The 13,214-nt window shown below is 40.5% G+C and carries 10 protein-coding genes; 2 read left to right on the top strand and 8 right to left on the bottom strand.

The genetic code is table 11. The annotated features are described in order from the left end of the window. Positions 1-135: 135 nt before the first annotated feature. Positions 136-2,943 carry a DNA polymerase I gene (polA, locus tag G7Y45_RS03810; protein WP_165015043.1) on the bottom strand — a complete coding sequence of 936 codons (2,808 nt, stop codon included), beginning with the start codon at positions 2,941-2,943 and terminating at the stop codon, positions 136-138. An 85-nt stretch (positions 2,944-3,028) separates the two neighbouring features. Between polA and G7Y45_RS03815 the strand changes: the two genes are divergently transcribed. Continuing rightward, positions 3,029-4,003 (top strand): polyprenyl synthetase family protein, encoded by a 975-nt coding sequence (locus tag G7Y45_RS03815; RefSeq protein WP_022011643.1) that lies wholly within the window; start codon positions 3,029-3,031, stop codon positions 4,001-4,003. A gap of 5 nt (positions 4,004-4,008) precedes the next feature. Here the strand turns inward: G7Y45_RS03815 and G7Y45_RS03820 are convergent, their stop codons facing one another. The 7 genes from G7Y45_RS03820 to mnmG form a co-directional block, all read right to left on the bottom strand. Continuing rightward, positions 4,009-4,716: a DUF1266 domain-containing protein gene (locus G7Y45_RS03820; RefSeq protein WP_005779637.1), complete on the bottom strand. Its 708-nt coding sequence runs from the start codon at positions 4,714-4,716 to the stop codon at positions 4,009-4,011. Between the two features lie 400 nt (positions 4,717-5,116). Continuing rightward, entirely contained in the window at positions 5,117-6,019 is a 903-nt protein-coding gene (deoC, locus tag G7Y45_RS03825; protein WP_165015040.1) for a deoxyribose-phosphate aldolase, read from the bottom strand. After that, complete coding sequence (locus G7Y45_RS03830) at positions 6,006-6,344, bottom strand: nucleotide pyrophosphohydrolase (RefSeq protein WP_005779634.1); 339 nt, start codon at positions 6,342-6,344, stop codon at positions 6,006-6,008. Before G7Y45_RS03830 ends, deoC begins: the two co-directional genes overlap by 14 nt. Beyond that, the gene (gene dtd / locus G7Y45_RS03835) at positions 6,344-6,796 is read right to left on the bottom strand and encodes a D-aminoacyl-tRNA deacylase (protein WP_005779633.1); all 453 of its coding nucleotides are present in this window, start codon (positions 6,794-6,796) and stop codon (positions 6,344-6,346) included. The genes G7Y45_RS03830 and dtd overlap by 1 nt, the downstream gene beginning before the upstream one ends. A gap of 44 nt (positions 6,797-6,840) precedes the next feature. Next, positions 6,841-8,667: an excinuclease ABC subunit UvrC gene (gene uvrC / locus G7Y45_RS03840; protein WP_165015037.1), complete on the bottom strand. Its 1,827-nt coding sequence runs from the start codon at positions 8,665-8,667 to the stop codon at positions 6,841-6,843. A gap of 51 nt (positions 8,668-8,718) precedes the next feature. Further along, positions 8,719-9,255 (bottom strand): adenine phosphoribosyltransferase, encoded by a 537-nt coding sequence (locus tag G7Y45_RS03845; RefSeq protein WP_080546255.1) that lies wholly within the window; start codon positions 9,253-9,255, stop codon positions 8,719-8,721. Positions 9,256-9,306: 51 nt separating this feature from the next. Continuing rightward, on the bottom strand, positions 9,307-11,184 hold the full coding sequence (gene mnmG / locus G7Y45_RS03850; protein WP_165015034.1) for a tRNA uridine-5-carboxymethylaminomethyl(34) synthesis enzyme MnmG: 1,878 nt from the start codon (positions 11,182-11,184) through the stop codon (positions 9,307-9,309). A gap of 1,048 nt (positions 11,185-12,232) precedes the next feature. On the opposite strand from mnmG, the gene G7Y45_RS03855 reads away from it, so the two are divergent. Continuing rightward, positions 12,233-13,213: a DUF4848 domain-containing protein gene (locus G7Y45_RS03855; RefSeq protein ID WP_234070899.1), complete on the top strand. Its 981-nt coding sequence runs from the start codon at positions 12,233-12,235 to the stop codon at positions 13,211-13,213. The last annotated feature ends 1 nt before the right edge of the window (position 13,214 follow it).

Genomic DNA, 13,214 nt, shown 5'->3' on the forward strand with positions numbered 1-13,214 from the left:
CGGTTAAGATTACTTTTTGATTCATTTAATAGAAAAAAGATATCCGGCAGGTAGTTTGCCGGATATTTATATAAACAGTAAGTATTTTTAGATGCTTTTTAAGTAGCTTTCTGAATGAATGGTTAATGATTGTTATCAATGTGCTTGCAGCCAGTTTGTACCCCATCCGCAATCTGCTTTTAAAGGGACATGCATACGATAGGCTTTCTCCATTTCTTCAATAACCACTTGCTCTACTATCTCTTTTTCTTTTACCGGTACACTGAAGTTTAGTTCATCGTGTACTTGCAAAATCATTTTAGCTTTCAAGCCTTCAGCTTTAAAACGTTCATAAATACGAGCCATAGCAACTTTGATTATGTCCGCTGCACTTCCCTGTATCGGAGCATTGATTGCATTGCGTTCTGCATATCCCCGCACTACCGCATTGCGTGAGTTGATATCCGGCAGGAAGCGTTTGCGATGGAAAATGGTTTCAACATAGCCGTGTTCACGCGCCACTTGAATACTTTTGTCCATGTAGGCTTTTACTTGCGGATAAGTTTCAAAATAACCGTTTATCAGTTCTTTGGCTTCTTTGCGGTCTACATTCATACGTTCGGCCAAACCGAAAACGGAAATACCATAAATGATGCCGAAGTTGGCAGTCTTGGCTTTACGCCGCATGTCTGCAGTTACCTCCTTTATATCTACTTTATAGATCTTAGCCGCTGTAGCAGCATGAATATCATAGCCGCTAAGAAAAGCATCAATCATGTTTTTATCTTCGCTCAAGTGCGCCATTATACGTAATTCAATCTGTGAATAGTCGGCGGAAAAGAAGCTGCAACCGTCATCGGGAATAAAGGCTTTACGGATTTCTTTGCCATCTTCGTCCCGGATCGGAATGTTTTGCAGATTAGGGTTACTGGAACTGAGTCTTCCTGTTGCAGTAACAGTTTGATTGAATGAGGTATGTATGCGGCCTGTTCTTGGATTGATCAGTTGCGGAAGAGCATCGATGTAAGTGCTTAATAGTTTCTTTAGCCCTCTGTATTCCAATATTTTACCGATAACATCATGCTTGTTGCGTAAGCTTTCTAAGACCTCTTCTGAGGTGACGTACTGTCCGGTCTTTGTTTTTTTAGCTTTTTCTACTATTTTCAATTTATCGAACAGTATTTCTCCTACCTGTTTGGGGGATGCAATGTTGAATTCTTCTCCGGCGAGGTTATAGATCTCTTTTTCGATACTCTGTAATCTTGTGGTGAAGTGCTCTGACGATTGTTTCAATGCTTCCGTATCTAAACGGACTCCGTTGCTTTCGATATTGACAAGAACGGGAACAAGAGGCATTTCTATTTCATAAAATAATTTCTCAGCATCATTCTTCTTTAATTCCTGTTCCAGGATATTTTTTAGCTTAAGCGTGACATCTGCATCTTCACAGGCATACAGATAAACATCTTTGGGAGAGAGGTCGCGCATGTTTTTTTGTCCTTTTCCTCTCGGCCCAATTAACTCTTCAATGTGGATCGTCTGATAATGCAGGTAAATTTCTGCCAGATAGTCCATGTTATGCCGAAGCTCCGGTTGGAGTACATAATGTGCCACCATGGTATCAAAGAGTCTGCCTCGGATTTCAATGCCATAGTTCTGAAGAACGAGCATATCATACTTTATGTTTTGTCCAACCTTGAGTGACTTATCGTTTTTGAAAACAGATTCAAATTCCTGAACGATTTTAGTCGCTTCTTCTCGTCCCGCTGGTACCGGAATATAAAATGCCTGATTTTCGGCGATACTAAAGCTCATTCCGACCAACTCTGCATCCATCGGATCTGTTCCGGTTGTTTCCGTATCTAACGCAAGAATTTCTGATGTCAGCAATTTTTTAATTATTTCCTGTCTTTTTGATTCAGTATCAATGAGTTGATAGTCGTAGGTTAATGAATTTAAGCTTTCCAGATTTGATTTTTTCTCTTCAGTTGGAGTGTCGGGCGTAAATTCTTCGAATAGATTACCTTGAATGGGACTATTTTCTTGACTAAACAGTGGTCCGGCAGGAGAGGGGGACGGTGATGATTCTTTTTTGAATATCCGTTCCATCAATGTACGAAATTCCAGCTCCTCAAAGATTTTGCGGAGTGCTTCTTCGTCTGCTTGTTCGCGGACAAGTGAATTCATGTCGAGTTGGATCGGTACATCTATTTTAATTGTTGCCAGGAACTTTGAGAAAATGATCATTTCCCGGTTCGTTTCAACTTTTGTCTTCAATGCTCCCTTCAACTGATCGGTATGTTCAAGGAGATTTTCAATGCTGCCAAACTCAGCAATTAATTTCTGAGCTGTTTTTTCTCCTACTCCCGGGCATCCCGGAATATTATCGGAGGAGTCACCCATCAGTCCGAGCATATCGATAACCTGTGCCGGAGATTGGATATCGAATTTAGCTTTTACTTGTTCTATCCCCATTACCTCAAATTCCTTGTCTCCATATTTGGGGCGATACATGAATACATGATCTGTTACCAGTTGACCATAATCTTTGTCGGGAGTCATCATGTAAGTGGTGATACCCTGTTTCCCGGCTTCTGTTGCCAAAGTCCCGATTACGTCATCTGCTTCGTATCCCGACACTTCGAGGATGGGAATTCGGTAAGCTCTGATGATATCTTTTATAATAGGTACGGAAAGGCGGATTGCTTCCGGAGTTTCTTCGCGTTGGGCTTTGTATTGCTCAAAAGCTTCGTGGCGGAACGTGGGGCCTGATGGGTCGAATGCAACTCCGATGTGAGTGGGGTTCTCTTTCTTCAATACTTCTTCCAGAGTGTTAACGAATCCCAGTATGGCCGATGTATTAAATCCCTTGGAATTAATGCGGGGATTTTTTATGAACGCATAGTACGCTCGATATATAAGAGCATAAGCATCTAAGAGGAACAGTTTGCTGTTTTGATTCATATTTTTCAGTTTTTTCATGGTAAAAGTACAAAAAAATACCGTATTAACCGTTTTATTATTACTTTTGTGCTCAAATAGTGTGTGCATGGATAGCTTATCTTTAATAAAGTCCCCGATTACTACGGAGCTGGAAGATTTCAAAAATCTGTTTGATAGTTCTCTGTCCAGTTCAAATCTTTTGCTTAATAATGTGATTGCTCACATCCGGCAGAGGAATGGTAAGATGATGCGCCCTATTCTTGTGTTGCTTGTAGCAAAGCTTTATGGAGAAATAAAGCCTGCTACTTTACATGCAGCTGTATCCCTTGAACTTCTTCATACGGCAAGTCTGGTGCATGATGATGTAGTGGACGAAAGCACGGAACGTCGTGGTCAACTGTCAGTAAATGCCATTTTTAATAATAAAGTAGCGGTATTGGTGGGGGATTTTCTTTTGGCAACGAGTCTGGTACATGCCGAGCGCACTCGCAACCATGATATTATCGGTGTGGTAGCATGTTTAGGACAAGATCTGGCAGAAGGAGAAATACTGCAACTTTCCAATGTCAGTAACCGGGAATATTCCGAAACGATTTATTTTGATGTTATCCGCAAGAAGACAGCTGCTCTTTTTGCAGCATGTACCAAGGCTGCAGCGCTTTCGGTAGAAATAACCGATGAAAAGGCTGAATTTGCGCGTCTTTTTGGCGAAAATATTGGAATCTGCTTCCAGATAAAAGATGATATTTTCGATTATTTTGAGAGTAAAGAGATTGGTAAACCTACCGGAAACGATATGCTGGAGGGTAAGTTGACTTTACCAGCATTGTATGTACTTAATACTACTAATGATGCCTGGGCGCAGGAAATGGCTCTCAAAGTGAAGGATGGTACGGCTACAGTAGACGAAATAGCCCGTTTGATTGAGTTTATCAAACAAAACGGAGGGATAGAGTATGCCATAAAAGTAATGTACGAATATAAAGAACGCGCTCTTGATTTATTGCGTATACTCCCGGATTCGGCAGTAAAGACTGCCCTGATTACATATGTGGATTATGTCGTTGATCGAGATAAATAACTTTTTTATTTCAGTGTTCTTTTTTTCCATGGGCTTTCTTCATCTTCTGTCGCTTTTCGGTAGAGGCTAATATTTCTTTCCTGTTTTTCTTTTTCAGAAGCCTCCATTGCTTGTCCCAAAAGGAAACTTTTTCCTACTTCAGTCCAATTGCTAAAAGCTTGCATACATTGTTGGCCCGCCGAACAAATATAATTCCACGCAAGGTCTTCATTAATATATCCGGTATCGTAGGCTATCCGTACCAGGCATACCATTCTTCCCATATCCCATGCTAATACTCCTTTTTTTAAGTCTTCTTCTTTGATTTCAACAGCCTGACCAGCTTTTGTACAAGTGATAAAATTGTGTAGGTTGTTGCATTTTCGTATGAAAAGTTCAATGCCGAAAAAACGCTCCCGTAGTTTTTCCTCCAGTTCTTTGGGAGCATATTCTGACAGTAGAAAGGGTAGGAGAATACTGAATGAAGTACGGTCGCCTTCATCATGCAGGAAGTGAATCATTTCAATAACAGCCGTTTCGTTTTTGATTCTTGGACTTCTCTGAAGAAGTTTAGAGAGGGTTTCTTGGTTTGCTCCTGTTGTCAGACTATCTACATAGAAATGCTCTTGCAGACTTGGAATCAGACTGATAAATAATCCGGTTTCCTTTGCCTTGTCTAAACTCTCCCTTTGTTGGTTCCGGTTGAATTGTTGAAATAATGCCTGTTCTGTCATACTCTTGTTTATTTTAATTCTTTGTTAACCGAAAAGCGTGAGAACTGTTGCTCTGTATCTTTCCTGGGGCTTCGGCAAGCCGTTATGATGATACAAGCAACAGTCTCACGCTCCGTTCGATATATAACAAGAGTATATACGTGAAGGTGCGTGAGACCCGTTTGCTTATTACCTTTCATAACATGAATTTTGCCGAATTCCAGGAAAAAGATAATAATTGAAACGTTCTCTAATACAATGATTTAGCCTACTCTCTGTGGGCTAATATCAGCGCAAAGATAGAAAAATCTTCTGACTTCTCTATAGGTAACTTTAGTTTTTCTTAAATAAAAATACCGTGTCACCCCACATTAATAAAGGGGACGACACGGCATGACATATTTGATTGCTAATGTAGCCTTTAGAAGAATTTTAGTTCTTCGCTTTTGATTTCAGACAGGAGCAGATTTGCCAAACGACTGGTTCCCAAACGGAACAGTTTGTTACTAAGCCATTCTTCACCTAATATCTCTTTTACAATGGTATAATAAATCAAGGCATCATTTACGCTGTTAATGCCGCCGGCCGGCTTAAAACCTATTTTATTTCCGGTTTGTTCGTGGTATTCTTTGATGGCCTGGCACATTACATAAGCTGCTTCCGGAGTTGCTGCCGGTTGCTGTTTTCCGGTGGATGTTTTGATGAAATCGGCTCCGGAATACATCGATAGGATAGAAGCTTTTTTAATGTTAGAGGCAGTCTTTAGAGCACCTGTTTCAAGGATTACTTTCAGATGATGTTCTTTACAAGTTTCCTTTAGCTCCATAATTTCTTCACACATCGTTTCGTAGTCACCGTTTAGAAATGCCCCTACAGGAATCACGATATCTATTTCGTCGGCTCCGTCAGCTACTGCCATTGCGGTTTCTGCTATCTTTATTTCAGTAAATGTTTGCGAAGAGGGGAATCCTCCTGATACGCAAGCGATATTTACACCTTCCACCTCGAGTGTGTCTTTTACCACCTGTGCAAAATTAGGATATACACAGATTGCCGCAACGTTCTTCAGATCAGGAAATTCATTATCGAACTGATTCACTTTTTCAGTGAATCTCATGACACTTTCATCGCTGTCTGTCGTATTGAGTGTGGTCAGATCAATACAGTTGAAAAGGAATTTTTTTACCTCCTCCGTATTGTTCTCCGGTACTTTTTTATCGATTAATGCTGCAACTTGAGCCTGTACGTCAGCATCGTTCAGTTGCGTGTTGTACTTAGCCAGAGCGGTCAGGTACTTGTCTTGAGGAGTATCATTCATTTCCATGTTCTCTCAGTTTTGGATTGTTGATATGTCTTTTATTATCTCTTTGAGTTTTCTTTTCCAGATTTCGTGCAAATGCCTCTGTGAGGTTTACGCCGGTTTGGTTCGCGATACACAGGAGCACCCAGAGTACGTCTGTTATTTCGTCACTGATGTTGTCTTTTTCGCCTTCCTTAAAAGATTGATCGCCATATTTGCGAGCCATAATGCGGGCCAATTCGCCTACTTCTTCCGTGAGAACAGCCATATTGGTCAGTTCGCTGAAATAACGTACACCGTATTCGTGTATCCACGAATCGACGGCTTTCTGTGCTTCTTCTAATGTCATTATTCCTTGTTTTTGGTATCAATACAAATAGTTACAGGCCCATCGTTCAATAATTCTACTTTCATATCGGCTCCGAATTCTCCTGTTCCCACTTCCTTCCCTAATGCACAACTCAAATCTTTGCAGAATTGTTCATAAAGCGGGATTGATATTTCCGGTTTGGCGGCCTTAATATAGGATGGACGGTTTCCTTTTTTTGTAGATGCGTGTAGCGTAAACTGACTGATTACCAATATATCACCTCCTGCATCTAAGATTGATTTATTCATAACTCCGTTTTCGTCATCAAAGATGCGGAGATTTACGATTTTCTTGCATAGCCAGTCAATATCCTCCTGTCCGTCCGTATCTTCAATACCTGTCAGAATCATCATTCCTTCCCGAATTGCGGATTTACAGTGTCCGTCAATTGTGACTGAAGCGTGGCTGACGCGTTGTATAACTACTCTCATTCGAATTATATTGCTTATCTTTACTATTGCAAAGATAGCTATTTTTAGCGATTATTGAGACCCTCTTTTACGATTTTTGCCTTCGATTCACCTATTACCGTGGCCACTTCTTCCATAGAAGCTTCTTTGATACGTTTTACGCTTTTGAACTCTTTCAGCAGGAGGGTTTTCGTTTTCTCCCCGATTCCCTTGATGCTGTCCAGAGCGGATGATACCTGTCGTTTGCTACGTTTGTCTCTATGGAAAGTAATGGCGAAGCGGTGTACTTCATCCTGGATCTGTTCCAATAGCCGGAATAAAGGGCTATGCTGTTTGATGCCGATTGTTTGAGGTGGGAAACCGAAAAGCACTTCAGAAGTTCGGTGTTTGCGGTCTTTGGCAAGCCCGGCAATAGGGATGTCCAGTTGCAACTCTTCCATTACTTGTCTGACTACCTCCATTTGCCCCTTTCCACCGTCAGTGATAATCAGGTCGGGCAAGGGAGATTCTTCCTCTAAGACGCGTTGGTATCGTCTTCTGACAACCTCTTTCATTGAGGCATAATCATCGGCACCTACAACTGTTTTGATATTGTATTTTCTGTAATCGTTCTTTGATGGCTTTGCTTTCTTAAAGACTACGCAGGCTGCCACTGCATCTGTCCCCTGGATATTTGAGTTATCAAAACATTCTATTTGCATCGGTAATCTGTCCAGATGTAGCTCCTGCTGAATCTCCTTCATCAGACGCATACTGCGTTGTTCGGGATTCAGTTTTTCAGCTTGCTTCATCCTGTCAGCCTTATATTGTTTTACGTTGAGTAGAGATAGTTCCAGCAGCTTCTTTTTATCGCCTCGCTGAGGTATGGTGAATGTGACGTTGTTCAACTCCATTTCTATATTGAAAGGAACGATAATCTCACGCGAAGCGCTTTTGTAACGTTCTCTCATTTCGATAATGCCCAATGTGAGCAGTTCTTCTTTTGTTTCATTCAGTTTCTTCTTGTACTCAAAAGTGAAAGCCTGATTGATAGCTCCGTTTGTGATATGGAGATAATTGATGAAAGCTGATTTCTCACCGTCTTCTTCGATTGAGAATACATCTATGTTATGCAGTACCGAACTGACAACCTCGGATTTCGAACGGTAATTTTCGATTAATGCGTATTTTTCTTTCACCTTTTGTGCTTCCTCGAATTTCATTTCAGCGGCTAATTCCTGCATCTGTTGGTACAGCATTTTGCTTATTTCCTGAGTATTCCCTTTAAGGATCTCTTTTATTTCAGAGATGTTTTTCAGGTATTCTTCTTGTGATTGCAGTCCGATGCATGGTCCGGCACAGTTCTTGATGTGATATTCAAGGCATACATTGAACTTCCCTGCACGAATATTCTCAGGTGAAAGGTTTAGGCTACATGTGCGTAAAGGGTATAAGTGCTTTATCAAATCGAGTACGGCATGCATGGACGGAGCGTGACTATATGGGCCGTAATAGGATGAACCGTTTCGGATGATACGCCTGGTTTTGAATACTCTTGGAAAGTATTCGTTCTGTACACAGATGGACGGATATGTTTTATCGTCTTTCAGCAGGACATTGTAGCGCGGCTTATACTTCTTGATCAGGTTATTTTCAAGCAGTAACGCGTCTTCCTCTGAATTTACTACGATGTAGCGTATGTCTGCGATCTTGCTTACTAATACACGGGTTTTTCCGGGTTGATGTTCTTTGCTAAAATAGGAATAAACTCTTCGTTTCAGGTTTTTTGCTTTTCCTACATAGATAATGGTGCCTTCGGCATTCAGATATTGATAAATGCCGGGCTTTTCAGGAAGGTTTGAAACAATTCCTTTTAAGTATTCGCTGGTTTTAAGTTCTTGATCTGTATTCATAAAAAAGGGCATAGTGATTATCACTATGCCCTGCAAATATATTCATTTTATTTATAACGACAATACGGATTGTACCTCTACGTCTTTGTCGTTTTCGAATACTTTTTTCCCATTCAACTCTTTTAATTCAATAATGAAGTTGATATATACTTTCTTCGGATGGAGTTTCTTTACGAGATTACAGGCGGCTTTCATTGTGCCTCCGGTTGCCAGCAGGTCATCGTGCAATAATACTACATCATTTTCGTTCAAGGCGTCTTTATGTATCTGCACTGTATCTTTGCCGTATTCTTTGTCATAGCTTTCTTCCATTGTCTCGGCAGGGAGTTTCCCGGGTTTGCGGATAGGTATGAATCCTGCTCCGAGGCGGGTTGCGAGAATCGGACCCATAATAAAACCCCGTGATTCGATACCTACTACCTTGGTGATCCCTTTGTCTTTGTACATTTCGTACATAATATCCGAGAGTTCTTGGAGGCGCTCCGGGTCTTTGAACAGTGTAGTGACATCATAGAATAAAATTCCGGGTATTGGGAAATCCGGTATTTCCCGGATGCTTTTTTTAAGCTTCTCTTTGCTCATAATCATTGTTTTATATCGTTTCTTTAAATGTTTTGTTTCACGTGAAACGCAAGTGCCCTATCGTCCGGAAAGGACCAGTAATACGTTGATGTCGCTTGGCGAAACACCGGGAATCCGGCTTGCTTGCGCTATTGTTTCGGGATCGATTTTCTTAAGCTTCTGCCGGGCTTCAGTCGAAAGTGATTGAAGATTGTCATAATCGAACTTGCCTTTTATCTTAATACTTTCAAGTCTCGCCAACTTGTCAGCGATGATGCGTTCCCGTCCAATGTAGCCTTCATATTTGATTAGAATTTCTGCAGCTTCCAGAATTTCGTCTTTCCTTTCATCTGTGATTTTTTCTAATTCGCGTTTAAATGCCGGTATGTGTTCGGAGATGTTCTCTATTGTAATTTGCGGACGATTAATCAAATCAATCAACTTGCATCCGTGGCGTAGGGGAGTAGTCCCTAATTTTTCAAGTGCATCGTTTATTAGTGCAGCTTTAATTGAATAGTTACGGGCAAAGTTTACGATGCTTTCTATTGCTTCACGCTTGCTCTTTAATAAAGCATAGCGGTCCTCTTTTACTAACCCCAATTTGTATGCTCTTTCTGTGAGTCGCATATCTGCATCGTCCATGCGAAGAAGAATGCGATATTCGGCTCGTGAAGTAAACATGCGATAAGGTTCGTCAACTCCTTTAGTCACGAGGTCATCGATTAATACGCCAATATATGCTTCATCTCTTGCTAAGGTGAAAGGCTCCCCGCCATGGCAATTGATGTGTGCATTAATACCTGCAATGATACCTTGTCCGCCGGCTTCTTCATATCCGGTAGTACCATTTACTTGTCCGGCGAAGAAGAGATTTCTGATTTTCTTCGATTCCAACGTGTGTTTTAGTTGTGTCGGATCAAAGTAGTTGTATTCGATAGCGTATCCCGGTCGATAAATAACGAGGTCTTTGAAAGCGGGAATCTTCTTCAGTGCTTTTATCTGTATATCCATCGGCAAAGATGAAGAGAATCCATTCAGATATAATTCCTGCGTAGTTTCCCCTTCCGGTTCAAGGAATAACTGGTGCTGTTCTTTATCGGGAAAGGTTACGATCTTTGTTTCGATACTCGGGCAATAGCGTGGTCCGATACTTTGTATTTGCCCGTTGAAAAGGGGAGAATCGGATAGGCCGTTGCGCAGAATGTCATGTACTTCTTCATTTGTAAAGCACGTCCAGCATTGCAATTGCTTAAGATGTCGCACACTGGTATTCATGAAGGAGAATTTGTGGAAGTCGCATTCACCATCCTGGGTGTCCATCAGTTCGTAATGTACGCTTCTTCCGTCAATACGTACAGGAGTGCCGGTCTTCATTCGTCCGTATTCAACGCCATGTTTCGCGATGGATTCGGTTAATTCGTAAGAGGCCGGTTCTGCCATACGTCCACCCGGAAGTTTTGTTTTTCCTACATGCATCAGTCCGTTCAGGAAAGTTCCTGCGGTCAATACGATGCATTTGGCGTGAAACGTCACATCCCAGAAAGTCTTCAGTCCCACAACCTCTCCGTTTTCAACGATGATTTCCTTTACGGTATCCTGCCAGATATGTAAATTAGGTATATTTTCTAATATTTCACGCCAGGTCCAGATAAATTTATTCCGGTCGCACTGTGCACGCGGGCTCCACATAGCCGGTCCTTTCGAACGATTTAGTATACGGAACTGGATAGCTGTCTGATCTGTTACCAATCCCATGTAGCCACCCAAAGCATCTATCTCACGTACAATTTGTCCTTTAGCAATCCCCCCTACAGCAGGGTTACAGCTCATTTGCGCCACCTTGTTCATATCCATAGTGATAAGGCAGGTTTTTGAGCCTAAATTTGCTGCCGCTGCAGCAGCCTCACAGCCTGCATGTCCAGCACCAATTACAATAACGTCGTACTTAAAATCCATTGAATCAATGTTTATTTCTTAACCGCGCAAAGTTACGAAAAAGTTGCCAGTTGCGGGTTTTATGCAATAAGTTTTAAGTGTTTATAGGTATCACAAACCAATGATTTAATTTATCGATAAGATCTTAATTTTGCTTTTTTACTGTCAAAACGTTTGTGATTTGAACGTTTTAAAAAACGCTATTTGGGACGAAATGTTCTCAATAGCCAAAAATATGAGCAATTGGGGCTCTTTTGGAGCGTAGGCGGTCAAATGAAGTTAACTTCATACCTTCGGGAAGTTAACTTTTTGTTGATAAGATACTAATTCTTTCCAAGTACGAAGTTAACATCGTATTAGCATGAAGTTGGGTTTTTGTTAAAAGAGGATGAACTTTACACTCAATAAGCTATTTAATAGTGTAAAAAACACCTTTTCTTTTTCTGAAACTCATCAGAAGTGTTTATGCTATTAAATGTCTTTTTGTTGAATGCATCTATTTTTTGCTTTCTAATATCCATGTTCTGGTTTTCTGTTTGGTCTTTTTGCTTGGGAAGGGTATAAATTCTTATCTTATTGAATTTATCTAATTCAAAATGCCAGCGTTTTTTTGAGTATTGTTTCCGGTTGGACGGAAATAGAGCGTTTTAGAAAGGTTTAAAAATACAGAATGACAGATTGGCAATTGAAGCAAGCAGAGTTACGCTGCACCACTGAAGAGAAAGTATATTTGAGTAATTGCCTGTTTAAGGAGACTTCTATTTTAATCGTATCCGGGTACTAAGCAAACTTGGATTTTTAGAACATTGGCGGGAGAATGTTATCACATTTGGCTGTTTTCTTCTATAAATCAGCCCTTTACAATGCTACAGATGTTATCCATTTTTCTCTTTTACGAAAGGGGAATGGGGTAACTTTGCCATCGAATTAATTTTATATCAATTATGAAGAAGAGTTTATTGAAAGTTAGTAGCTTTGCGCTACTATTGGGTGGTTGGCTATGTGCATGCCAAGATGACCAAATTGTGGATCAAAAGGTTGTTTAGACCATTCTAATACTATCCAATTAGTGGAAATAACAGATAATAATGAAGTTATTCCGGTTACATCCACTCGTGGTAATGTTGGTTCTGCTTCAAACTTAGCTCTTAGATTTGCTTCAGAGACGGATTATCTGGCAGCATTACGAGATATTGAGGGGAGAGATATTTCAGGAAAATTGCGTTTTGCTGATTCGTTGGGATTGACTTCAATGCAAAAGTTACTTCAACTTGCAGATGATGAATTGGAAAGTATCGGTGCTAATGCTTTGAATGAAAGTGATTTTAGGAATAAATATAATGCGTATAAAGAAAAATATTCAAAGTATTTTGTCTTTAATCAAGTTGATAAATCAGATTTATCTGCTTATATGCCGGCTGGTGATGAAAAAGCGTCTTTCGTTGTAGGTATAGGTCATAAAGTGGTAGTAGGCAATAGAGTGGAGCGCATTGACTTTCATCAAAGAATGAGTGTCGAAGATTCTTTGTTATTTGCAAATAGTCCTTCAAAAGCAGCTCAACCGTTTACGAGAGCTTTAAAACCGGAAGCAGAATGGCCTGTTAATAGTTTCAATGAACGTCCATTTAATGGGAAAAAAACCGTTTTTAATTTTAGACCTACGTCTGGCAGAGAATTTGAAATACATTTAGGTGCGCAAAAGAAAATGTGGTATGGATGGAAAAAAGATCCTGCAAGAGACTTTTATTTAAAATTTAGTGTAAGTAATTTTCAGTACGTTGTGGCGGGAGCTGGTGGTCATCCTGTTTGGACAAGTTCGCCGGAATATATTTATTCGTTTTTGGGAGCGAAAGGTAAAGTAAACATGACTATTGGGCGTGGATTAGGCGGAAATATTGAGGGGAAAGCATATGTCTGGACTGATCAAACTATTGAAAAGGATGCAAAGGGTAATGTGATAATGGAGCTGGTGAATAAAAGACCTTACCCGAAAGGTAATATCAATAATTCTTTGCCATGTAAGTTATCTTGGGCAAATGGTACTTATTAAT

This window comes from Bacteroides sp. ZJ-18, from assembly GCF_011038705.2.
GTDB lineage: Bacteria > Bacteroidota > Bacteroidia > Bacteroidales > Bacteroidaceae > Bacteroides > Bacteroides hominis.

What these genes read in the sequence shown, in the direction of transcription:
- polA (WP_165015043.1), bottom strand. Translation starts at nt 2,943, where the DNA reads ATGAATCAAAACAGCAAACTGTTCCTCTTAGATGCTTATGCTCTTATA.
- G7Y45_RS03815 (WP_022011643.1), top strand. Translation starts at nt 3,029, where the DNA reads ATGGATAGCTTATCTTTAATAAAGTCCCCGATTACTACGGAGCTGGAA.
- G7Y45_RS03820 (WP_005779637.1), bottom strand. Translation starts at nt 4,716, where the DNA reads ATGACAGAACAGGCATTATTTCAACAATTCAACCGGAACCAACAAAGG.
- deoC (WP_165015040.1), bottom strand. Translation starts at nt 6,019, where the DNA reads ATGGAAATGAATGATACTCCTCAAGACAAGTACCTGACCGCTCTGGCT.
- G7Y45_RS03830 (WP_005779634.1), bottom strand. Translation starts at nt 6,344, where the DNA reads ATGACATTAGAAGAAGCACAGAAAGCCGTCGATTCGTGGATACACGAA.
- dtd (WP_005779633.1), bottom strand. Translation starts at nt 6,796, where the DNA reads ATGAGAGTAGTTATACAACGCGTCAGCCACGCTTCAGTCACAATTGAC.
- uvrC (WP_165015037.1), bottom strand. Translation starts at nt 8,667, where the DNA reads ATGAATACAGATCAAGAACTTAAAACCAGCGAATACTTAAAAGGAATT.
- G7Y45_RS03845 (WP_080546255.1), bottom strand. Translation starts at nt 9,255, where the DNA reads ATGATTATGAGCAAAGAGAAGCTTAAAAAAAGCATCCGGGAAATACCG.
- mnmG (WP_165015034.1), bottom strand. Translation starts at nt 11,184, where the DNA reads ATGGATTTTAAGTACGACGTTATTGTAATTGGTGCTGGACATGCAGGC.